Source organism: Bradyrhizobium sp. HKCCYLS1011 (assembly GCF_051167795.1).
Classification (GTDB): Bacteria; Pseudomonadota; Alphaproteobacteria; order Rhizobiales; family Xanthobacteraceae; genus Bradyrhizobium.
Genome location: NZ_JBNPTT010000001.1, coordinates 364,120 through 384,812, shown reverse-complemented (window position 1 = coordinate 384,812; position 20,693 = coordinate 364,120). Strand labels below are relative to the sequence as shown.

The window sequence follows — 20,693 nt, the reverse complement described above, 5'->3', positions numbered from 1 at the left end:
TTCTGCGCGGGCTCAATGCCCGCGCGGTGCGGCACCGAGATCGATCGACCTGATGGCGAGCGCCACCGGAATCATCAGCATGCCGAGCACGGACAGCATCCAGAACACGTCGATATAGGCGAGCAGATCGATCTGATGCTGCAGGGTCTGGCCGACCCAGGCAATCGCCTGCCCTGCCGCGTCGCTGGCGTTGGATCCATGGGCCTGGAAGTAGCGCGTCACCGCCTCGATCGTCTGCTGGTAACCGAGGTCTGACGGCGCCGCATGCTCGACAAGGCGGTTTTGATGGAATTGCTGGCGCTGGGCCAGCACGGTCTGCGACAGTGCCACCCCCATCGAACCGCCGATGTTGCGGGCGACATTGATCAGTGCCGAGGCCTGGTTGGTCTTGTTCGGCGGCACCCCGTCATATGATGCCGTGGTGACCGGAAGGAACAGAAACGGAAGCCCGACGCCCAAGATCACGCGCGATATCGCCGCATAACCGTAAGTGATGTCGCCGTTCAGCCCGGTCAGATACCACATCGCTGACGCGACGACGCTCGCGCCGAACACAATCAGATATTTCGGCTGGACGATGCTCACGAGCCGTCCCACGATCGGCATCATCATCATGGTGACGATGCCGCCGGGCGAGAGCGCGAGGCCGGCCAGCAGTGCCGTATAGTTCAGCTCGGTCTGCAGCAATTGCGGCAACATCTGCGTGGTCGCGATCAAGACCGCGCCGGTCGCGAGCATCACCACGAAGCAGGCGCCGAACTGACGTCGGCCAAGCAGCCTGATGTCGACGATCGGGTCCTTGCGGCTCAGCTCCCACGGAATCAGCGCCAGCAGGCAGAACACGGCGAGCAAGGCGAAGCCAACAATCATGTTGGAGCCGAACCAGTCGTTGCGCTGTCCTTCGTCGAGCACGAATTCCAGCGACCCGAGTCCGACCGCAACCAGGGCAAAGCCGACGACATCGACGCGCAGGCCGTTCTCGAGCAGTCGCGCCCGTTCCTGCTCCGCGCCCGACGGTTCACCCACCAGCGTGCCGACAAGGAACAGTGACAACATGCCCATCGGCAGGTTGATGAGAAACACCCAGTGCCAGGAATAGGTGTCGGTGATCCAGCCGCCCAGCGTCGGTCCGACGACCGGGGCCACCACGACCGCGACGCCGTAAATCGCAAACGCCTGCCCGCGCTTGTTGGGTGGAAAGGAGTCGGCCAGAATCGCCTGCTCGCTGGTGGCCATGCCACCGCCGCCAAGGCCCTGTATGATGCGGAAGACAACCAGCGCCTCCAGGCTCCAGGCCAACCCGCATAGCAGCGACGCCAGCGAGAACACGGCGACACACATCATGTAGAAGCGTTTGCGGCCGATCACCGTGGCGAGCCAGCCGGAGATCGACAGGACGATCGCATTGGCCACCAGATAGCTGGTGATCACGTAGGTGCTCTCGTCGATGCCGACAGCCAACCCGCCGGCGATATGGCGCAGCGCCACATTGGCGATCGTGGTGTCCAGCACCTCCATGAAGGTGGCGATCGAGACCACGAACGCGATCAGATAGGGATTGTGGCCAGCGGCGGCCGATCGTTCCGGCGACCAGCCACCGGCGGACGCGACGTCGGTCATCGCACCTTGGTCCAGGGCACGACCGACATGCCCGGCCCGACGGCCAGATCCGCCGGCCATTGATCGATCGTGATCTTGACCGGCACGCGCTGCACGACCTTGACATAGTTGCCCGTCGCATTCTCCGCCGGCAGCAGGCTGAAGGCCGTGCCCGAGCCTGGCTGCACCGACGCGACGTGCCCGGTCAGCTTGCGGTTCGGATAGGCGTCGATCCGGATCTCGACCAGCTGTCCGGGGCGCATATCGGCAAGTTGGGTCTCCTTGTAGTTGGCGACAACCCAGAGCTCGTCGGGCACGAACATCATCAGGCTCTGCCCGGCCGTGGCCAGCGTGCCCTTGGCTGCGCTCAGCTTGACGACATGTCCCGCCTCGCCCGCCTCCACGGTTGTGTACTGCAGATTGAGCTTGGCCTGGTCGAGTTGGGCCTGCGCCTGCTGCAGGGACCCCTTGGCGCTTTCGAGCTGCGCCTGCAGGGTCTTGATCCCGAGCTCGGCGGCCGTCAGCGCCGCCTTTGCACGCGTTGTATTGGCTTCTTGCGCCTGCAGGTCTGACCGCGTCTGCTGCTCGCGCTGGACCGTGCCGGCGCCCCGCTCGACGAGATCGCGGGCGCGAGCCTCTTCCTGCTGCGCAAACTGCAGCTGAGCCTGCGCCTGGTCGACCTGCGCCTTGGCCTGCGCGATCTGCTCGCGCTGGCTGTCGATCTGGGCCTGGATATTGTCGACATTGGCTTGACCGACCGCAACCTGGGCCTGCGCCTGATCGACCGCGATTCTGTAGTCGCGCTCGTCGATGCGCGCGAGCACATCGCCGGCTTTGACATGCTGGTTGTCGGTCACCGGAATGTCGGTGACATAGCCGCCGACTTTCGGCGCAACCGAATAGCTGCGCGCGGCCACGAAAGCATCATCCGTGCTCTCGTAGTGTCGCGCATTCAGCCAATAGGAAAGGCCCGCGATCGCCGCGATCAGCAGAACACAGATACCGGCCGCGGTCAGAACCGGATGCGCCCGCAGCCGCTCCGAGAGTGACTGCTTGCCTCCGGTGTCCGCCTGCCCCTCCCCGCCCGGCTCGGTCTTGCGATCCTGCTCCGCGGGTTTCGGCTGAAATTGCGGCTCAAGCGTCCGCGGCTTCTCGGCGGACGACCCTCGCGTTTTCGTCTGGGTATCCACGGTCAGCACCTCGGCCCTGTGTCGGATTGTTCTGCGCACGCCGACGCGCTGAGGCGTGTCACGATCTAATCGTCTGCGATGGGCTTGGTTCCCGCTGAGTGTTGCAGTCGCTAAATTCCATCTCGATCAACAAAAAGAGGCCGCCAATCGGCGGCCTCTCGCACGTATCGATGACAATGCAACAACTAAACGATCGGAACGCCGTAGTAGTCGTTCACGGCACGGGTGGTCGACATGTCGGACCAGTTCCATTCCCGATCATCGCTGTAGTGTGGCGCACCGCGGAGCTGGTTCTCGGTAATACCGGTGACATAGCCGCCGAGACGTGTGTCGTATTTCAACGACTGCCAGGGCAACGGATAATGATCATTCCCGAGACCGAGGAACCCGCCGAAACCGAGCACGGCGTAAGACACCTGCCCGCTCTTCTTGTCGATCATGACCCGCTCGATGTTGCCGATCTTTGCGTCACCGGCGCCATAGACCGCGGTGCCCTCGACCTTGTCGCTGCCGATCAGATTGCCGAATTCGCGTTCGTTGATTGCCATAGCCATATGAAGTCTCCTCCAAAATGAGAGACTGATTAACGACTGCGCCGCGCTCCGCGTTCCCGCGACATTGCCACTCACCGAACGCTACTGCGGCCATGAGAGCCTAGCGACCTCCTATTTGGAGTGCTCGTGCGAGCCGCCGACCCGATCGTCATCCTTTCCGTCCGTCTCCGGATGACGCGTCGCCTCCCGGGACACCGCCTGCGAGGAGTCGGTCTTGGTTGCGCGCTGCGCGCGGTCCTTATCGACGGGCTGTTCCTCGGCTCGCCCGGTTTTCACGATACCCTGGTCTGCATGTGCCATGCGGTGCTCCGACATTGGGCAGCGCGTTGCTGCCAAAAGTCTGAGAACGACGCCGCCACCCGTGGATTGTTCCGCACGGATGAACGGCGTCACACACACGTTGCGCATTGCTGCCGTGTGCCGCCGCACGAGCTCGACGTCACATTGTCAGAAACGTTCGCAGTCCGGCGTTGTTGACAGGCGCAACCTCGGGAGAAGCGAATGGCAGACGATCAGACTCCTTCAATGTCGCGTCGACGGATGGTCGGCGGCGGCGCCACCTTGGCCGCAGCGTCCCTCGTTTCTGCAACAGCAAAAGGACGCGAGCCGATGGCGACAGAGAGCGCAAGCAACCAGGATCTCATCAATCCGGTCGATAGATATCCAAAGCCCCCTTTCAAAAAACAGTCGCAGCCTTGGCCGGGCCTCGCAAGCAAGATGGAGCCACGGCCCGATCACGGCGAAACGAGCTACAAGGGCTCCGGGCGTCTTGCGGGGCGAAAAGCGCTGATCACGGGTGGGGACTCCGGTATGGGACGCGCCGCCGCGATTGCTTACGCGCGCGAGGGTGCGGACGTGGCCATCAACTACTACCCGACGGAAGAGCCGGACGCCCAGGAAGTGATCGCGCTGATCAAGGCCGAGGGCCGCAACGGCCTCGCCATTCCCGGAGACCTCCGCGACGAGAAGTTCTGCCAGGAGCTGGTGCGGCGTGCGGTGGAAGGGCTCGGCGGCCTGGATATCATCGTCAGCAACGCCGGGCGGCAGCAGGCGCGGCAGTCCATCCTCGACATCTCGTCCGAAGACTTCGATGCCACCATGAAGACCAACATCTACGCGCCGTTCCGGATCATCAAGGCGGCGCTGCCGCACCTCAAGCCCGGTTCGGCCATCATCGGAACCGCATCGGAACAGGCCTACGATCCCTCACCCGATCTGTATGACTACGCACAAACCAAAGCCGCAACGATGAACTACGTGAAGTCGCTGGCCAAGCAGCTCGGACCGAAAGGGATCCGCGTCAATGCGGTGGCGCCGGGACCGATCTGGACGCCGCTGCAGGTCTCAGGCGGTGCGACGATGGAGAAGCTGGAGAAATTCGGCGGCCAGACGCCGTTGGGACGTCCGGGGCAGCCGGTGGAACTGGCCTCGATCTACGTGCAGCTCGCCGCTGCCGACGCCAGCTACGCCAATGGCCAGGTCTATGGCTCCTCGGGCGGTTCGGGGCAGCCGTGAGGCTGCCTCTTCCCTATCAGATGCGTGTCACCGGCTGCGGAAGCACATAGGCTTCCGTCCGGACTTGCCGGATGGTCGTAATCGCGGCGAATGCTGAGGCCATTCCAAAGGCCAGGATCAGGACAATAAAAACCAAGCGGGGAGTCATTGGCGTCCTCCTTTCGCTCCCGACGTCTCGTCGCGCTGAAGAACTCCTGACTAAGTTCGCGGATGGTCGGAGCGCGGATCGCCCCATGGCGGCACTTCGCCATCGAGCCAGTCCTGCGCGTTGGCGAGTGCAACCCAGCCCTGCGCCATGCGGGTATAGCGCTTGAATGTGGGTCCACGCGCCGCTTGCTCCGCAAGCTGCAGGCAGTTCTCGGCGTTTTCTCGGAGTAGATCTGACTGTCTCATTGAAGGTAGCTGGGATCCAGCTCGAAGCTGCACAACCGCCTTACGCGATATTAATCTTGGTGGAACCTGTTCGGCGCGCCGCAATTTGAATCATATGAAATCCATTGTCGTCCCACTCTTGGTGGTAATCAGCTGCTCGATGGCGCAGGCGGGCGGTATCGATCGCGTTCCGATCGATGTCGCCGATGCCTCTGGACCTCCCGCCGGCGCGGACGTGATTGCCCGGATCTACGAATTCGACGCGTTTCAGCAAACAGCGATCGACCGCACGGCGCCGTTGCCGAGCTCTGACGTTCAGAACACCGCGGCACTGCGCGCCGATGCGGCTGTGCAGCGCGACAAGGACTTGACCGAGCTGCAGCGTCGGGCCGGAACAAACGTCGAGGCCGACAGCCCGGCGGCTGTCAAACGGGCCGACATGCTCGCTGATGTGGACTCGTCGGAGGGGCCGGCCTTTGTGCGGCGCTTCTACGCGGCACAGCTTGCCCAATATCAGATCACCGTTTCCGTGCTGGAACGATATCTCCAATCGCCTGACAACGATGATCTGAAAGCCTTCGTTGCGGCCCAGTTGCCGCGCCTGCGCAACGAGCTCGAGGACACCCGAACCGCGCTGGCCGAGAAATAGCGAGCCGCTCGCCCCTTATTTATTTGCCGCTGTTCGGCTTGCCCTGTTGGTCGTACGGGATGACGTTCTTGTCACTGTCCGGCATGCTGTCCCTGCCCTGGTCGCCATTGTCGTCGCGCCCGCCGGAACTGGAGGTCCCGCTACCGCTCGGGTTGTTTCGCGCCGCCCCCGTCGTCGGGGCGGTGCCTGGCGTGGCCGAGCTGGCAGCCGGGTCTCCGGTGACCGACCCGCGTCCGCTCGGTCCCCCGTTCTCCGCCAGAGCGGCTGACGCACACGTAAGGAGCAGGGCAACCGCCGTTAGCAACGCTCTCATAGGCATTCTCCAATTCGTGGCTCAAGTGTCCAACGCCCGGCCCGTTCCCAAAGGCCGCTGCGCCGGGTCGAAAAGTTTCGTGATGGTCGTGGAACCTATTCGGAACCGCTGCGTTAGGGCGTGGCTCGTCGCCCGGTTCCGTCGAACTAATTGGACCGATCCCGCTTGATTTGGCGCGTGGCGACAGCTTCTATGCTCGGGTCTGCATGGCAGATTCTTGCGGGCACAGATTTGCGTTGGGGGATTTGATGAGCGACCTCGATTCCGAAGCAACCTCGCCGACAGTTCCGGCGGTTGCCAAACGCAACGCGAATGGCGCAAACAAAGCTGACGCACGTCAGGATCTACTCCATGCTTTGCAAGCGATGCGCTCGGGCGACTTCTCGGTCCGGATGAGCGGCGATTACCTCGGCATCGAGGGCAAGATTGCCGACACCTTCAACGAGATCATCGCGGCCAATGAGCGGATGGCTCAGCAGCTCGAGCGCGTGGGCCAGGTGGTGGGACGCGAAGGCAAGACGCGGCAGCGCGTCAGATTCGGCCTGGCGTCCGGGTCCTGGGCCGACATGGAAGGTTCGGTCAATACTCTGATCGACGATCTGCTCTGGCCGACCCGCGAAGTCACCCGCGCGGTAGCCGCTGTCGCGCAGGGCGACCTGTTGCAGACCGTGAAGCTCGACGTCGACGGCCGGCCGCTGGGCGGCGAGTTCCTGCAGTCTGCCACCATCGTCAACACGATGATCAAGCAGCTTAGCGTCTTCACCTCGGAAGTGACGCGCGTGGCGCGCGAGGTCGGCACCGAGGGCAAGCTCGGCGGCCAGGCCCAGGTGCCGGAAGTCACCGGCGTCTGGAAGGACCTGACCGAGAGCGTCAACTCGATGGCCAACAACCTGACCGGGCAGGTGCGCAACATCGCCGAGGTGACGATCGCGGTCGCCAACGGCGACCTCTCCAAGAAGATCACGGTCGACGTGCGCGGCGAGATCCTGCAGTTAAAGGAAGCCATCAATACGATGGTGGATCAGCTGCGCTCGTTCGCCGCCGAAGTGACGCGCGTGGCGCGCGAGGTCGGCACTGAAGGCCGGCTCGGCGGTCAGGCCGTGGTGCCCGGCGTCGGCGGCACCTGGAAAGACCTGACCGACAACGTCAACCTGCTCGCGGCGAACCTGACCACGCAGGTTCGCAATATCGCCGAGGTGACGACCGCGGTGGCCCGCGGCGACCTCTCCCGCAAGATCACCGTCGATGTCAAAGGCGAAATCCTCGAGCTGAAGAACACCATCAATACGATGGTCGATCAGCTCAACGCCTTCGCCGGCGAAGTCACGCGCGTGGCGCGCGAGGTCGGCACCGAAGGCAAGCTCGGCGGTCAGGCGCAGGTGCCTGGCGTCGCCGGCACCTGGAAGGACCTGACCGACAACGTCAACTTCATGGCGTCGAACCTGACGGCCCAGGTCCGCAACATCGCCGATGTCGCCACGGCGATCGCCAGCGGCGACCTTTCGAAGAAGATCACCGTGAACGTGTCCGGCGAGATCCTTCAGTTGAAGGAGACGCTGAACACGATGGTCGACCAGCTCAACGCCTTCGCCGGCGAAGTCACGCGCGTGGCGCGCGAGGTCGGCACCGAGGGCAAGCTCGGCGGCCAGGCTTTGGTGCGCGGCGTCGCTGGCACCTGGAAAGACCTGACCGACAGCGTCAACTCGATGGCCGGTAACCTGACCGCCCAGGTCCGCAACATTGCCGAGGTGACGACCGCAGTCGCCAACGGCGACCTCTCCAAGAAGATCACCGTGGACGTACGCGGTGAAATCCTCGAGCTGAAGGACACCATCAATACGATGGTCGATCAGCTCAACGCCTTCGCGGGCGAGGTCACGCGCGTCGCGCGCGAGGTCGGCACCGAGGGCAAGCTGGGCGGCCAGGCCATGGTGCGCGGCGTTGCCGGCACCTGGAAGGACTTGACCGACAGCGTCAATTCCATGGCCTCGAACCTGACCGGCCAGGTCCGCAACATCGCCGAGGTGGCGACCGCGGTCGCCAAGGGCGACCTCTCGAAGAAGATCACCGTGAACGTGTCGGGCGAGATCCTTCAGCTGAAGGAGACCTTGAACACGATGGTCGACCAGCTCAACGCCTTCGCCGGCGAAGTGACGCGCGTGGCGCGCGAGGTCGGCACTGACGGCAAGCTCGGTGGCCAGGCCGAAGTGCCGGGCGTCGCCGGCACCTGGAAGGACCTGACCGACAGCGTCAACTCGATGGCTGGCAATTTGACCGCCCAGGTCCGCAACATCGCCGAGGTGGCGACCGCGATCGCCTCCGGCGACCTCTCGCGCAAGATCACCGTCGACGTCCGCGGCGAGATCCTGAGCCTCAAGGAGACGCTGAACACGATGGTCGACCAGCTCAACCGCTTCGCGGGCGAGGTCACCCGTGTCGCGCGCGAGGTCGGCACTGAAGGCCGCCTCGGCGGTCAGGCCAACGTGCCCGGCGTCGCTGGCACCTGGAAGGACCTCACCGACAGCGTCAACTCGATGGCCGGCAATCTGACCGCCCAGGTCCGCAACATTGCCGAGGTGACCACCGCGGTGGCGCGCGGCGACCTGTCGCGCAAGATCACCGTCGACGTCAAAGGCGAGATCCTCGAGCTGAAGAACACCATCAACACGATGGTTGACCAGCTCAACGCGTTCGCCTCCGAAGTGACGCGCGTGGCACGCGAGGTCGGTACCGAAGGCAAGCTCGGCGGCCAGGCCGAGGTGCCCGGCGTCGCCGGCACCTGGAAGGACCTGACCGACAACGTCAACTTCATGGCTTCGAACCTGACGGCTCAGGTGCGCAACATCGCCGACGTCGCGACCGCGATCGCAAGCGGCGACCTGTCGAAGAAGATCACCGTCGACGTCCGTGGCGAGATCCTGTTGCTCAAGGACACCCTCAACACGATGGTCGAGCAGCTTCGCTCCTTCGCCGCCGAAGTGACGCGCGTGGCGCGCGAGGTTGGCACCGAGGGACGGCTCGGCGGCCAGGCCGTGGTGCCCGGTGTCGGCGGCACCTGGAAGGACTTGACCGACAACGTCAACCTGCTCGCCGCCAACCTGACCACGCAGGTTCGCAACATCGCCGAGGTCACCACCGCGGTGGCGCGCGGCGACCTGTCGCGCAAGATCACCGTCGACGTGAAGGGCGAAATTCTCGAGCTAAAGAATACGATCAACACGATGGTCGACCAGCTCAACGCCTTCGCCGGCGAAGTGACGCGCGTCGCGCGCGAGGTCGGTACCGAAGGCAAGCTCGGTGGCCAGGCCGCTGTGCCCGGCGTCGCCGGCACCTGGAAGGACCTGACAGATACCGTGAACTTCATGGCTGCCAACCTGACCGAGCAGGTACGCGGCATCGTCAAGGTGGTCACCGCGGTGGCCAATGGCGACCTCAAGCAGAACCTGACCGTGAAGTCGAAGGGCGAGGTCGCGGCGCTGGCCGAAACCATCAACAACATGACCGAGACCTTGGCGACCTTTGCCGATCAGGTCACAAGCGTGGCGCGCGAGGTCGGCGTGGAAGGCCGGCTCGGCGGCCAGGCCAATGTGCCCGGCGCTGCCGGCACCTGGAAGGACCTGACCGGCAACGTCAACCTCCTCGCCGCGAACCTGACCTCGCAGGTGCGCGCCATCGCTGAGGTCGCCACCGCCGTGACCAAGGGCGACCTCACCCGCTCGATTCAGGTCGATGCGCGCGGCGAAGTCGCCGAGCTCAAAGACAACATCAACACGATGATCACCAATCTGCGGCTCACGACCGACGTCAACACCGAGCAGGATTGGCTGAAGACGAACCTCGCAAAATTCACCAACATGCTGCAGGGCCAGCGCGACCTGACCACGGTCGGCCGGCTGCTGCTGACCGAACTGTCGCCGCTGGTCAATGCGCATCGCGGCGTCATCTATCAGGTCGAGAACGAATATACGCCGCAGCTGCGGCTGCTTGCCGCCTATGCCGATGACGGGATTTTTCCGCATCCGCAGGTGCTGCAGTTCGGTGAGAGCCTGGTCGGTCAATGCGCCATGGACAAGCGGCAGCGGCTGGTCGCCGATATCCCGACCGACGCCGTGCCGGTCGGCTCGGCTCTGATGCGCGCGCTGCCGCGCAATCTGGTGGTGCTTCCGGTGCTGTTCGAGAACCAGGTCAAGGCGGTAATCGAGCTTGCATCCTTGAGCACGTTCACGACGTCGCAGATGACCTTCCTGGAGCAGCTCACCGACTCCATCGGCATCGTGCTCAACTCGATCGAGGCGACGATGCAGACCGAGGGTCTGTTGAAGCAGTCGCAGCAGCTCGCCGCTGAGCTGCAGGCCCAGCAGCGCGAGCTGCAGCAGACCAACGAACAGCTCGAACAGAAGGCGCAGCAGCTCGCCGAGCGCAACGTCGAAGTGGAACGCAAGAACCAGGAAATCGAGCAGGCCCGGCGTGCGCTGGAGGAAAAGGCGACCGAGCTCGCACTGACCTCGAAGTACAAGTCCGAGTTCCTGGCCAACATGTCGCACGAGCTGCGGACGCCGCTGAACAGCATCCTGATCCTCGGTCAGCAGCTGACCGAAAATCCGGACGGCAACCTGACCGGCAAGCAGGTCGAATTCGCCCGCACCATCCACGGCGCCGGCACCGATCTGCTCAACCTGATCAGCGACATTCTCGATCTTTCCAAGATCGAGTCCGGCACGGTCACGGTGGATGCCGAAGAGATCCTCACGTCCAATCTGCTCGATACGGTCGGCCGGCCGTTCCGGCACGAGGCCGACAATCGCCAGCTGTCCTTCAACATCGAGGTCGATCCGAACCTGGCGCGGAGCATCGTCACCGACTCCAAACGGTTGCAGCAGGTCTTGAAAAATCTGCTCTCCAACGCCTTCAAGTTCACAGCAGAAGGCGGCGTCGGGCTGAAGGTATCAGCGGCGCTCGGCGGCTGGAGTGCAGAGCACCCGGTGCTCAACACCGCGCCTGCGGTGATCGCGTTTGAAGTGACTGATACCGGCATCGGCATTCCACAGGAAAAGCAGAAGCTGATCTTCGAGGCGTTCCAACAGGCCGACGCCGGCACCAGTCGCAAATATGGTGGCACAGGCCTTGGACTCGCGATCAGCCGCGAGCTTGCGAACCTGCTGGGCGGCGAAATCCATCTCAGAAGCGCGCCGGGCAAAGGCAGCACCTTCACGCTCTATCTGCCACTGAAATATGCTGGCCCGGCGGTCGCCCCGCGCATCAGCTCTGCGCCCCCCTCGCAATATGTTCAGTCCCCGGCCCTGCAGCAGCCGGCGACCCAGGAGCGTGTGATCGAACAGCTGCCGGACGACCGGCTCAATCTCAAGCCTGGCGACACCATCCTGCTGATCGTCGAGGATGACCCGCATTATGCGCGCGTGCTGATCGACCTTGCGCGCGACAAGGGCTTCAAGGTCCTGGTCGCCAGCCGTGGCGCCGAAGCGCTCGACCTTGCCAAGCAATATCAGCCGGCCGCGATCTCGCTCGATGTCTTCCTGCCGGATATGCTGGGATGGACGGTGCTGAGCCAGCTCAAGCACAATCCGCTGACGCGGCACATTCCCGTGCAGATCATCACGCTGGACGAAGACCGCCAGCACGCCCTGGCGCGGGGCGCTTTCTCCTTCGTCAACAAGCCGACCACGACCGAAGGCGTGAGCGCGGCATTGGCGCAAATCAAGGAATATGCCAAGCCACGTCGCAAGCGCCTGCTCATCGTCGAAGACAATCCGGCCGAGCAGCTCAGCATCCGCGAGCTGCTTGACCACGACGATATCGAAATCATCGCCACCGATACAGGCGCGGATGCGCTCAGCGTGCTCCGTGAATCTCCTTGCGACTGCGTGGTGCTCGATCTGCGCCTGCCCGACATGAGCGGATTCGATGTGCTCGATCAGCTCCGCTCGGACTCGTCCCTCTCGGGCGTGCCGGTCGTGGTCTTCACCGGGCGCGAGTTGTCCGCCGAGGAAGATGCGGAACTTCACACGATGGCACGTAGCATCGTTGTGAAGGGTGTCGAGTCCCCGGAACGCCTGTTAGACGAAACTGCACTGTTCCTGCATCGGGTCATCACGGAACTTCCGGTCGAGAAGCAACGGATGCTCGAGAAGCTCAACAGTTCCGACGAGGATCTCGTCGGCAGGACCGTGCTGCTCGTCGACGACGATGCCCGCAACATTTTCGCGCTCTCGAGCGTGCTGGAGCGGCGCGGCATGAAAGTGTTGACCGCAACGACGGGGAGCGAAGCGATCGAGCTCGTCGAAACCAATCCTACGATCGCAATCGTGCTAATGGACATCATGATGCCGCAGATGGATGGTTACCAGACCATAGGCGTCATCCGGCAAAACCCGATCTTCGCCCGGCTCCCTATCATCGCGCTCACGGCGAAGGCCATGAAGGGAGACCGCGAAAAGTGCCTCGAAGCCGGCGCATCGGATTATCTCGCAAAGCCTGTCAACACCGAACAGCTGCTCCTTGCGATCCGCATGTGGCTGCATCGCTGAACGGCTGATGATGATGGAACATGAAAAGGTCAACATCCTTCTGGTCGATGATCAGCCGGCAAAGCTGTTGGCTTATGAGGTCATCCTGAAGGAACTCGGCGAAAATCTCGTGGTCGCGACCTCCGGCCGCGAGGCGCTGGAAATTCTCCTAAAGACCGAGATCGCGGTCATCCTGGTCGACGTGTGCATGCCCGAGCTCGACGGCTTCGAGCTCGCTGCGATGATCCGCGAACATCCGCGGTTCCAGAAGATCGCGATCATCTTCATCTCGGCGATCCAGGTCAGCGACTTCGATCGCTTGCGCGGTTATGAGATGGGCGCCGTCGATTATGTTCCGGTTCCGGTGGTCCCGGAAGTGTTGCGCGCCAAGATCAAGGTGTTTGCTGAGCTCTATCGCAAGACCCGGCAATTGGAGCATCTCAACACCGAGCTTGAGGACCGCGTGCGCGCACGCACCGCCGAGCTTGAGCGATCGACGGCCAAGCTCGTCGAAAGCGAGCAGCGGCGGAGCATGGCGATTGCCGCCGGAAAGATGGGCTCGTGGGATTGGGATGGCGTGAACGGCGACTGGATGTGGGACGACGGCCAGTACCGGATCTTCGGCGTCGATCCCCGCGGCTTCGAAGTCAACTCGGCGAACATCATGGCGCGGCTTCATCCGGAGGACGTCGCACGACTGCAGCACCTCATCGCCGATTTCAACAAGGGTGTCAGATCGTTTGAAGCGGAGTTTCGCATCAACCGGCCTGACGGCGAACAGCGCTGGTGCGTCGCGACGGCTGCGGCCACCACCGACGCCACGGGGCGCGTTTTGCGCGTGAGCGGCGTTACGGTTGATATCACCGACCGCAAGCGCGCCGAGGAACGCCAGACCCTGCTGACGCGCGAAGTCGATCATCGTGCCAAGAACGCACTGGCCTTGGCCCAGTCCATCGTCCGCCTAACCCGCGCGGAGGACGTCCAAGCCTATGTGCGGGCGGTCGAAGGCCGCATCAGCGCGCTAGCGCGCGTTCACACCATCCTGTCGTTGTCGAGCTGGCAAGGCGCCGAAATTGGCCGCCTGGTGGCCGAAGAAGTCGCGCCGTACACGACTGGAGGACAGATCTCCTTTTCGGGGGCGGAGCTGCAATTGCAGCCGGCAACGGCGCAGACCCTTGCGCTCGCCTTGCATGAGCTCGTCACCAATTCGGCGAAATATGGCGCCCTGTCCGTTCTGAGCGGTCAGGTGTCCGTCAGCTGGAGCATCGAGAATGACCGGTTCGATCTGATCTGGATCGAGACCGGAGGTCCGCTGGTGCAGACCCCGACTTCGCGCGGCTTTGGAACGCGCAGCCTGATGGCGAGCGTCGAGAGTCAGCTCGGCGGCGAGGCCGTGTTCGACTGGCGGCCGGAAGGCCTGATCTGCCGGCTGCTGGTGCCGCTCGGCCGCGCCGCAATCAGCGCGGCCGTGCATCCCACGCCGGCGAGCGTGACAACGGTCGCGTCACGGCAGCGCGCCGTCGGCTAGGCAGCGCGCACCGCGTCCTTTGTGATGCGGACCGGGACCGACTTGGCCGCCGGAACCTTGCTGCCTTCGGCATAGTGCCAGAGCGGGATCAGCCCGTTGCATTCGGGGTAGTAGGCCGCAATGCTGTTGCGCGGAATGTTGAACGCGACCACCTGCAGACCGCTCAGCGATCGTTCGACGCCATCATTCGTCTCGGTTTTCAACGTCACGAAATCATCCTGGTTCAGTCCGAGCTCGGCCATGTCGCCCGTATTCATGAACACGACGTGGCGGCCGCCGGTGACACCGCGGAATCGATCGTCCTCATTGTAGATGGTCGTGTTGAACTGGCCATCGGCGCGCAACGTCATCAGCTGATAGACACCGCCTCCTTCTTGCGGCGGAATGAGCGCCGCCTTGGGCACCGTGAACGTCGCCTTGCCCGTCGGCGTCTTCCACTTGCGCTCGCGGGCGCCGAGCGGCCGCGGAAAACCGCCGGGCTGAAACAAGCGCGCGTTGAAATCCTTGAACTGCTCGGGATAGGTCCGCTCGATCGCGTCGCGCACCAGCGAATAGTCCCCGATCCAGGCATCCCAATCAATATGCGGATTGGGCGGCAGTGTTGTCTTCGCAATCCCGGCTACGATCGCAGGCTCAGACAACAGCCCCTGCGCGACCGGCTTGCGCTGGCCGCGCGAACCGTGGATGCACGTCGTCGAGTCTTCCATCGCAACGGCCTGCGGGCCGGTGGCCTGGACATCGACCTCGATGCGTCCGAGACACGGCAGCAGATAGGTGACCTCGCCCGGCACCAGATGGGTGCGGTTGAGCTTGGTTGCGATCTGTACCGAGAGTCGAAGTTTCGACCACGCCGGCTCCATCAGCGAACGCTCGGGCACCGCGCGCAGGAAATTACCGCCGAGACTGATGAAGCCCTTGACCTCTCCCTTCAGGATGGCTTCGCACGCGTCGACCGTATTCAGCCCGTCCCAGCGGGGCGGCTCGAACTGATAGAGCTCCGCCAGCTTGTCGAGCGGCACCAGCTTGGTTTTCTCGGAGATCCCGACGGTGCGCTGGCCCTGAACGTTGGAGTGACCACGCACCGGCGAGATGCCGGCACCGGGCTTGCCGATGTTGCCGCGCAGAAGCAGCAGATTGACGATCATCTTGACCGTCTCGACCCCATGGCGATGTTGGGTGATGCCCATTCCGTAATTGGCAATCACCGCGTGGGATTTGGCGTAGACCTTCGCCGCTTCGAGAATCTCGGACCGTCTCAGACCAGATGCGCGCTCGATATCGCTCCAGGACGCCTGCCGGCAGCAGTTGGCAAACTCCCCGAATCCGGACGTGTGCTGCTCGATGAACATCACGTCCAGCACGCGCGGGCTCTTGGTTGCCAGCGCCGCGTCATCGGCCTCGATCACGGCCTTGCAGAGACCGAGCAGAGCTGCGCCGTCGCCGCCGACACGCAGCTGATGATATTGCGTGCTGATCCGCGTGCCGCCCGTCACCAGCATCTCGATCGGATTCTGCGGATTGGTGAACCGCTCGAGCCCGCGCTCGCGCAGCGGATTGAAGGTGATGATCGGCACGCCCCGCTTCGCCGCCTCCTCCAGAGGATGCAGCATGCGGGGCGAATTGGTCGTCGTGTTCTGGCCGAAGAACAGGATGCAATCGGCCTGGTCGTAGTCCGGCAGCAGCACCGTCCCGACGGGAACGCCGATCACCTCCGGCAGAGCCACGGAGGTCGATTCGTGGCACATGTTGGAGCTGTCGGGGAAATTGTTGGTGCCATACATGCGCCCGAACAGCTGATACATGTAGCTGGTCTCGAGCGAGGCCCGGCCTGACGTGTACATCACGACCGAGCGTGGATCGAGCCGCTTCAGCTCGGCGCCGATATCGCGAAATGTCTGCTCCCAGGACACCGGCACGTAGGTGTCCGATGCGGCATCGTAGCGCATCGGATGGGTCAGACGCCCCTGCTCTTCCAGCTGATGATCGGACCATCCGCGCAATTCGGTCAGCGTGTGCCGGGCGAAGAACTCCGGTCCGATGGTCTTGCGCGTGATTTCCCAGGCTGTCGCCTTGGCGCCGTTTTCGCAGAACTCGAACGGACGCGGTTTTGCCGGCTTGGCCCAGGAGCAACTCACGCACATGAAACCGTCCGGCTTGTTCTGCTTCAGCAGGATCTCGCTGCCGAGCAGCGCAACCTCTTCCTGGGTCAGGATGCTCGCCACCGCATGCAGCGAGCCCCAGCCGCCCGCCGGTGCGTCATACTTTCCGACCTTGGCCTTCTCTCTCATGGCGGCACCTCCGGGCGCTGTAAAATCCGGCAACAGGTGAGATCAGCGGAAGTTCCGGGCCCGTACGGAACCGTGCGGTCGGTCTAAATCTGTTGAATGGGCTTGTCTGTCGGAGAGCTCGATCCGATCGCGCCGGAGCCAATTTTCCAGATCGAATCCACGTCTGACTGAACGTGGTGCGATCAACCATCATTAGGAACAATGTGAATTGCCGCGCGTCTTTTCTCGGCTCCTGGCGGCGTTCCCCCATCACGTCGGGAGCACTCCGTGTGGAATGCGGCCTCAGCGTTCGACCCCTCGAGCGCTGGGGTCGTTCGCACGTTCAATCTTCGAAAGGTCGGCCCGTCGTCAGGCTCGCGCCCGCCCCAAGCGGCCGCGCGCAACGCGCGGCCTTGAACTGACGGATCGAACTTGGGGCGGCTCAAGCCGCGCTGCGCTGGACGTGCCGGCCTTCCTTGACCTCCTCGATGATCTTTGCGCTGAACGCCTCGAGATCGCCTGGGTAGCGCGAGGTGATCACGCCTTGGTCGACCACCACCTCCGCCTCCACCCAGGAGGCGCCGGCGTTCGCCACATCGGTCTTGATCGACTTGTAGGACGTCATCTTGCGGCCCTTGGCGATCCCGGTTTCGATGAGGAGCCAGGGCGCGTGGCACACTGCGGCGACGACCTTCTTGGCATCGAAAATGTCCTTGATGAATTTCAATGCCTTTGGCTCGACGCGCAGCAGGTCCGGATTGATCTGCCCGCCTGGCAGCACGATGGCGTCGTAGTCTGACGCCGAGGCCTCATCCAGGGTCTTGTCCACCTTGACCGGACGGCCCCAGTCCTTCTTGTCCCAGCCCTTGATCTCGCCCGCAGCCAGCGAAACAATGTCCACGGTTGCGCCAGCCTGCTTCAAACGCTCGCGAGGCACTTCCAGTTCGGACTGCTCGAACCCGTTGGTGGCCAGGATCGCGATCCTCTTTCCCGACAAATCCATTGCCTACTCCCTGATGAGTTGGAATGCCGGTCAATGAGATGCCGATTGCATCGTTCCCCGCTGAGGGCGCTAGGCGCTCTCCAACCTTGTCACAATTCATCGAGCACCCCGTTCATCGAGGGGAACACCCCCGGTCCAGTGTCGTTGACGACTGGCGCGGATTTTCCGTGCGCGGCGGAGATGCTCAAGATCGCGTCAAACGCCGCGATGTCAGGATCCGGAGTGTGCGGTGCCCTACGCTCTGTTCGAGAATGATGAAAGACTGACCCGCCCGTTTCGTACCGAACGAGAGGTCTGGGAGGCTGCCGAGCGCGCCGATCTCGTCACGCTTGGCACGCATGGCGAAAAGATCCTGGACAATGATTTTGAGATCAAGCCCTGCGAGGCAACGCCGGATGAGCTCGCTCTCCCTCACCCGGATATCGTTTTCGCCAATGGCGAGCCGGAGGAGCCGACCGAGAGGAACGGCTCCCCGGATCCTAGATTTCCTTCGCCTCCGACGAAAACGAAGGAGCCGTCGTCGTAGTGACCGGCAATAGCAATCCGCCGCCCGGAACTAGCCGTCGAACGGCCCTGCTGTCGAGGCCCCGGTCCAGACCGGGGCTTTCTTTTATTCGTCCGCGCTGCTCCCTAAACGGAGCTACTCAACCGGCACGGCTCGATTTGGAGTCCGGGGCCGTCCGCGGCAGCTGGACTGAGATGTGGGGCGATGTGCTAACGACGCGCGGGCTCTGATCCCAGGCGCTCTGGCTTCGCAGCGTTTCCAGCAGCAAAATGAATTTTTCTGCAAGCATGGCCGTCTTCCAATTCACTGGCGCACCCTGCACCACGCATGTGCGCTCGACCGAATGGGCTAGGATGCTGCGCGGCGTTTGTTTCAACGCGATGTCGTCGGCTGACCAAAGTGATGTCGTCGGACATTCCGAGCGCCGCGGAATCGCAGCGCGGCCAGCAAAAAGCCGAGGTGCGACGCACCCCGGCTTTCAACTAGGTTAATAATTGGTACCGCTTTTCGTCAGTAGCAGGAGCGCGGATCGACCGCGACGTACTCACCGGAAGGATAGCGATAGTAGCAATTGCCCTGGGACAGATAATAGCCGGGACGCGACGCTGCCGTCGCCCCGACAAGCGCGCCGGTCGCTCCACCAACCACAGCGCCGGCTGCAGCCCCGCTCGCTCGTCCCGTCAGCAGGCCGCCGAGCACGCCACCCACGATCGCGCCACCGAGGGCGCTGGCGCCGGGATCTGCCGGCGGCGGAGGCGGTGCCGGTTCGTAGGCGACGGGCGGCGGAGGCGGCGCGTAGGCCCCCGCCGGCGCATAGACGACATCGTCGGCATAGTCCTCGGAGATATAGGTGGGCGGGCCGTCCAAGCGCTCCGGGTAGTAGTACCAGACCCCGCCGACATCCCACCACCAGCCGTCACGGCCATCATGGATTTCGTGGCGCCAGCGTCCGCCTTCCCAGCCGACGCGGCCGCGATAGGCATGTCCGCCGAAGTCGCGCGCCACGATGGCGCCGCGCGCGTAGCGGGCGTCGGGGCCGCGGCCAGCAACTGGCCCGGTCGGACGGGCCACCTGCCCAGGCCCGACGGCATGTACCTGCCCGGGCCCGGTGGCATGCCCTGCAGCGGGGCCCGGGGCAGTCGGGCGCGCGCTTGGCACGGGCCTGCCCTGCAGTCCGGGACGACCTCCCGGGCCATTTTGCTCCTGCGCCTGCGCGGACAGCGAAAATGCCGCCACAAGCGACACGACAGGCAGCAACAGTCTCTTCCGGTTGAATGCCCTCATTCTCGCCTTCCTCGCTCGCCTATCCGATAAGTTCACCGGGCCAATGCCTTGAGCCAGCGATCTCTCTCAAGGGCTGAAACGAAGCATTGCCGGTTCGCATGCCGACAGATCGGCAAGATCACGACGATTTTGCGGCGAATCCCTTAGCAGGATCTCAACTTCCTGCGCTATGTCCATGATTTGCTTCGCAGCCCGCCGTAACAATCCGCCCTATCTCGGCCACGATTGGCAAAGCGGGCTCCGCACATCGCCTCAGCGGGCGGGCTCGATCACGTTACAGTTGGTTCGGCCGGACATCAGGCAATCCTGCAGCTTGCTTGCGGCGGTCAGATCATGCGCCAGCCACAGACCGAAGGCGAGAATCACCGCGGCGATGAGCAGTCCCAGGATTGCGCCTCGCCGGCCATTGTCGGCGTTCGGATCGGTCAATGAAGGCTCCGGGTCATACGTCAGCTCACACGTCGCGCGAGTCGACATGGACCTTATGGATCGGCGTCACCGGCCCAACATAGGTGCACGTGGTCAGCCACATCAACTGCTGGCATTGCCAATCGCTTCCCATCACCCGGCTTGCCACCGATTTGGGATGCGCAACCACGGCAGCCATCACGCTTGCACCGGCAGCGACAACCGCGATAGCGACGGCAAGGGCTAGTCTGATGCGCCTCGACGACGGAGAGGTCATGCCGGAGCTCCTTTGGCCCGCTAATGATACTGCGCGCAGCGCCCAATTTTTGTGATTTTATTCACACCCGGCGAATCTGTCTCACCGCGGGGCTGCTTAGATAAACACGGCGGTCCGCGCTGCAATGACGATAAACCAATTGTCATCCCGGTGTGCGATCCTGTACACACTGGCTCCCGTCGCGCCGCTAGGCTTGATCAAGAGATCGCTGAGTGGCGATTCGACGGTGACAGCCCCACACGACCATCAACCTCAAACAATCAAACCCAAGCAATCAACCCTAACAGCTACGCGAAGTGACCACGTTCGATGAGAGGATTTAAGGAACCCGGATTTGCCGATCGGCAGAAGGCTGCAAAAGACGCGCGCAAGAGCATTTTAGAGAAATTCCGCGCGCAGCCGAGCCCGGACGATCCCGAAGTCGTGAAGCGGCGCCTCGAGCGCGAGGCTGTTGCCGCCCGGCGCGAGCAGGCTCGTTTGGAGCGCGAAGCCGCCAAGGCCGAGCAGAAGCGACAGGAAGAGGAAGCGAAGGCCGCAGAGGCTGAGCGGCTCGCCCGCGAGGCCGAAGAAGCTGAGGCCCGCCTGGCTGCGCTCGAAGCCGAACAGAAGGCGAAGCGCGATGCCCGCTATGCTGCGCGCAAAGCACGCGGCAAGAAGAAATAGCGGCGCAGCGGAGCCCGAGCATCGACGGCACGTCGGTGAGAT

16 protein-coding genes and 1 pseudogene are annotated in these 20,693 nt (G+C 63.4%); 6 read left to right on the top strand and 11 right to left on the bottom strand.

Annotation, left to right across the window (positions count from 1 at the left end):
- Window positions 1-12: 12 nt before the first annotated feature.
- The 4 genes from ACQR1W_RS01785 to ACQR1W_RS01770 all read right to left on the bottom strand — a co-directional run bounded on the left by ACQR1W_RS01785 (window position 13) and on the right by ACQR1W_RS01770 (window position 3,643).
- Complete coding sequence (locus tag ACQR1W_RS01785) at window positions 13-1,620, bottom strand: DHA2 family efflux MFS transporter permease subunit (protein WP_434849202.1); 1,608 nt, start codon at window positions 1,618-1,620, stop codon at window positions 13-15.
- The gene (locus tag ACQR1W_RS01780) at window positions 1,617-2,798 is read right to left on the bottom strand and encodes an HlyD family secretion protein (RefSeq protein WP_434849201.1); all 1,182 of its coding nucleotides are present in this window, start codon (window positions 2,796-2,798) and stop codon (window positions 1,617-1,619) included. Before ACQR1W_RS01780 ends, ACQR1W_RS01785 begins: the two co-directional genes overlap by 4 nt.
- A 176-nt stretch (window positions 2,799-2,974) precedes the next feature.
- Window positions 2,975-3,337 (bottom strand): PRC-barrel domain-containing protein, encoded by a 363-nt coding sequence (locus tag ACQR1W_RS01775; RefSeq protein WP_434849704.1) that lies wholly within the window; start codon window positions 3,335-3,337, stop codon window positions 2,975-2,977.
- A gap of 117 nt (window positions 3,338-3,454) precedes the next feature.
- Window positions 3,455-3,643, bottom strand: coding sequence for a hypothetical protein (locus tag ACQR1W_RS01770; protein ID WP_434849200.1), 189 nt, complete (start codon window positions 3,641-3,643; stop codon window positions 3,455-3,457).
- Window positions 3,644-3,844: 201 nt separating this feature from the next.
- Between ACQR1W_RS01770 and ACQR1W_RS01765 the strand changes: the two genes are divergently transcribed.
- Window positions 3,845-4,858: an SDR family oxidoreductase gene (locus tag ACQR1W_RS01765; protein ID WP_434849199.1), complete on the top strand. Its 1,014-nt coding sequence runs from the start codon at window positions 3,845-3,847 to the stop codon at window positions 4,856-4,858.
- 16 nt (window positions 4,859-4,874) lie between these two features.
- On the opposite strand, the gene ACQR1W_RS01760 is transcribed toward ACQR1W_RS01765, so the two are convergent.
- Window positions 4,875-5,006: a hypothetical protein gene (locus ACQR1W_RS01760; protein WP_277996477.1), complete on the bottom strand. Its 132-nt coding sequence runs from the start codon at window positions 5,004-5,006 to the stop codon at window positions 4,875-4,877.
- 50 nt (window positions 5,007-5,056) lie between these two features.
- Entirely contained in the window at window positions 5,057-5,251 is a 195-nt protein-coding gene (locus ACQR1W_RS01755; RefSeq protein ID WP_434849198.1) for a hypothetical protein, read from the bottom strand.
- Window positions 5,252-5,390: 139 nt separating this feature from the next.
- On the opposite strand from ACQR1W_RS01755, the gene ACQR1W_RS01750 reads away from it, so the two are divergent.
- The 3 genes and pseudogenes from ACQR1W_RS01750 (at window position 5,391) to ACQR1W_RS01740 (ending at window position 14,244) form a co-directional block, all read left to right on the top strand.
- Entirely contained in the window at window positions 5,391-5,879 is a 489-nt protein-coding gene (locus ACQR1W_RS01750; protein WP_434849197.1) for a DUF4142 domain-containing protein, read from the top strand.
- 657 nt (window positions 5,880-6,536) lie between these two features.
- Window positions 6,537-12,737 (top strand): annotated as a pseudogene (locus ACQR1W_RS01745) (HAMP domain-containing protein); the annotation flags it as partial.
- A 13-nt stretch (window positions 12,738-12,750) separates the two neighbouring features.
- Window positions 12,751-14,244 (top strand): HWE histidine kinase domain-containing protein, encoded by a 1,494-nt coding sequence (locus ACQR1W_RS01740; protein ID WP_434849703.1) that lies wholly within the window; start codon window positions 12,751-12,753, stop codon window positions 14,242-14,244.
- On the opposite strand, the gene ACQR1W_RS01735 is transcribed toward ACQR1W_RS01740, so the two are convergent.
- Window positions 14,241-16,532, bottom strand: coding sequence for an FdhF/YdeP family oxidoreductase (locus ACQR1W_RS01735; protein WP_434849196.1), 2,292 nt, complete (start codon window positions 16,530-16,532; stop codon window positions 14,241-14,243). The two genes, ACQR1W_RS01740 and ACQR1W_RS01735, sit on opposite strands and share 4 nt — an antisense overlap.
- 421 nt (window positions 16,533-16,953) lie before the next feature.
- Window positions 16,954-17,514 (bottom strand): type 1 glutamine amidotransferase domain-containing protein, encoded by a 561-nt coding sequence (locus ACQR1W_RS01730; protein ID WP_434849195.1) that lies wholly within the window; start codon window positions 17,512-17,514, stop codon window positions 16,954-16,956.
- Window positions 17,515-17,743: 229 nt separating this feature from the next.
- Between ACQR1W_RS01730 and ACQR1W_RS01725 the strand changes: the two genes are divergently transcribed.
- Entirely contained in the window at window positions 17,744-18,040 is a 297-nt protein-coding gene (locus tag ACQR1W_RS01725; RefSeq protein WP_008971212.1) for a hypothetical protein, read from the top strand.
- 489 nt (window positions 18,041-18,529) lie between these two features.
- On the opposite strand, the gene ACQR1W_RS01720 is transcribed toward ACQR1W_RS01725, so the two are convergent.
- The 3 genes from ACQR1W_RS01720 to ACQR1W_RS01710 all read right to left on the bottom strand — a co-directional run bounded on the left by ACQR1W_RS01720 (window position 18,530) and on the right by ACQR1W_RS01710 (window position 19,988).
- Window positions 18,530-19,303 (bottom strand): hypothetical protein, encoded by a 774-nt coding sequence (locus ACQR1W_RS01720; protein WP_434849194.1) that lies wholly within the window; start codon window positions 19,301-19,303, stop codon window positions 18,530-18,532.
- Window positions 19,304-19,555: 252 nt separating this feature from the next.
- A complete protein-coding gene (locus tag ACQR1W_RS01715; protein ID WP_008970238.1) occupies window positions 19,556-19,780 on the bottom strand; it encodes a DUF2273 domain-containing protein in 225 nt (74 codons plus the stop codon).
- Window positions 19,758-19,988 carry a hypothetical protein gene (locus ACQR1W_RS01710; RefSeq protein ID WP_434849193.1) on the bottom strand — a complete coding sequence of 77 codons (231 nt, stop codon included), beginning with the start codon at window positions 19,986-19,988 and terminating at the stop codon, window positions 19,758-19,760. The genes ACQR1W_RS01715 and ACQR1W_RS01710 overlap by 23 nt, the downstream gene beginning before the upstream one ends.
- A 309-nt stretch (window positions 19,989-20,297) precedes the next feature.
- Here ACQR1W_RS01710 and ACQR1W_RS01705 point away from each other — a divergent pair, with 309 nt between their 5' ends.
- Window positions 20,298-20,651, top strand: a complete 354-nt coding sequence (locus ACQR1W_RS01705; protein WP_008970236.1) for a DUF6481 family protein — start codon at window positions 20,298-20,300, stop codon at window positions 20,649-20,651.
- Window positions 20,652-20,693 lie beyond the last annotated feature (42 nt).